The organism is Escherichia sp. TW14182 (genome assembly GCF_000208525.1).
Lineage (GTDB): Bacteria > Pseudomonadota > Gammaproteobacteria > Enterobacterales > Enterobacteriaceae > Escherichia > Escherichia ruysiae.
On the sequence record NZ_AEJZ01000337.1, the window covers coordinates 1 to 1,783 of the forward strand.

Below are 1,783 nucleotides of genomic sequence, written 5' to 3' on the forward strand. Positions count from 1 at the left end.
GCCGCAGGAAGTGCAGGAGGGGAACGATGCTTTTGATGCTTATCTGAACGGGACGTGGATCGGGTCGACAGAGGTCTGAAACACCGCGCGATGAAATGCAAAAAGCAGGGTTGCCCCTGCTTTTCACGGCGCCGGATTTGAAGGCTTCGAGGCAAAAAAATCCGGCATTTGTAACCTGACATGGAGATCAACCATGACATTACCTTCAATCATCACACCAACGGCAGCATATGTAAATATGCGTCAGTCTGAAAATCAGCCGGTTAAACGTCAGCCCCGTTTCAGACGGGGGCAGTTCAGCTTTGCCGATGTGGATCCGGGAATGCGTGCGCTGGGACACCGGATTGCACGCCGGAGCCGCCGGATGCAGCCCGTGCACATTCCCGCACTGCGCGGAAGTGAGTGGGCGCACCTGTTACGTGCTCTGGAAATGAAGCGGGCTTTTAACTGATAACTGACAACGTGAGCCGCCTGTACAGCAGGCGGCCACAGGAGAGAAACAGCATGGCTGACAGTGTATTAACGGCAGAAAACATGTTTACGGCATCCGGTACGGAGGTGATCCCGTCCGTGGCCATTGACCGGATCATCGCACAGCGTAATGAGGGGATCGCCCTGTTTATGCAGGGGATGGCACACCTGGAGAGTGCCCGCCGCCTCCTGCGGGACGCATCGGGCGAGAATTTTCTTTACGGTTTTGAAGAGGCTGTCACGGCAACCGTTCGTCGTGGCGATCAGCCGGAGGAGACCCGGAAGAGCATCACCCGCCTTGCGGATCGTAAAATCTGGGATCGGCTGATGACGGATACGGGGATGTATACCTTCATGAGTTCCTGCCAGCGTGATGAGTGGAACAGACAGTTGCAGAGTGAATCCTGTCCGGAAATCACCCCGGACAATGTGCTGGCCACGTTCCGTCACCTGAATGCCGGAAAGGTGGAGACTTTTGAAAAAGGCGTTATTGATGTTTTCCGCCAGTTATCCTGGGATTACAAAACCAATAACCCCTGCCGCCTGGGGAAAAAGATTATCGTCAGCAATATTCTGTATCGCTGGCGAACCGGGTATGTTTCACTTGACCATTCCGGTATGGCTAAACTGGATGATCTGGCGCGCCCTTTCTGGTTACTGGATGGCCGTAATGTTCCTGATTTTCGTGAATCGGACGGTGCCCGTTTTGGTGATTTTATACGTCGTGAAGACAATATCGGGCAGTTGTACGAAGGGGAATATTTTACGATCCGTGCCTTTCTTAAAGGAACGGTACACATCATGTTCAGACGCCCGGATCTGGTTGACCGGCTGAATGATATTATTGCGCGCCATTTCCCGGAGGCGCTGCCACCCCGGGTGTGATGCGGTGGTGGGCAGGTTTTACCTGCCCACCGGTGAAGAGAGTGTCAGCCGGCTCTTCTGGTCAGGGCTTCCGTTGCCAGTTCGATCAGCTTCCCGGTTTCCGCTTTTTTCTCGTATCGTTTGTATGTCCGGAGGCTGATACCGAGTTCTTCTGCCGCCCGTTCCTGGTCCCAGCCCATTCCCCGCCGCCATAACCTTAACTCAAATCCTGACATCATCATGCCCTCAGAAGTGCCATTCTGTCACTTTACGACTTAATTTTATCACCGGATTTAAATATATCAAAAAGTGTCATTATGGCACTTTGCAAAAGTGATAAGGGTTGTCTTCGCAACAGAGAAACGTCCCCTTTCTGGTGTGCCGACGTCCTGGTCTTCGTGCAGTGGAATGAAGCTGCGATTGTCCGGTTACTGACAGTAAGTGCCCG

Annotated in this window: 3 protein-coding genes; 2 read left to right on the forward strand and 1 reads right to left on the reverse strand. The window is 53.2% G+C overall.

Annotated features, from left to right (window positions below; all coding sequences use genetic code 11):
• The first annotated feature begins 193 nt into the window (after nucleotides 1-193).
• Nucleotides 194-451: a hypothetical protein gene (locus EQY_RS0121225; RefSeq protein ID WP_000174706.1), complete on the forward strand. Its 258-nt coding sequence runs from the start codon at nucleotides 194-196 to the stop codon at nucleotides 449-451.
• 53 nt (nucleotides 452-504) lie between these two features.
• The gene (locus EQY_RS0121230) at nucleotides 505-1,356 is read left to right on the forward strand and encodes a DUF4942 domain-containing protein (protein ID WP_000785692.1); all 852 of its coding nucleotides are present in this window, start codon (nucleotides 505-507) and stop codon (nucleotides 1,354-1,356) included.
• Nucleotides 1,357-1,400: 44 nt separating this feature from the next.
• On the opposite strand, the gene EQY_RS26365 is transcribed toward EQY_RS0121230, so the two are convergent.
• The gene (locus tag EQY_RS26365; protein ID WP_248424255.1) at nucleotides 1,401-1,577 is read right to left on the reverse strand and encodes a helix-turn-helix domain-containing protein; all 177 of its coding nucleotides are present in this window, start codon (nucleotides 1,575-1,577) and stop codon (nucleotides 1,401-1,403) included.
• Nucleotides 1,578-1,783 lie beyond the last annotated feature (206 nt).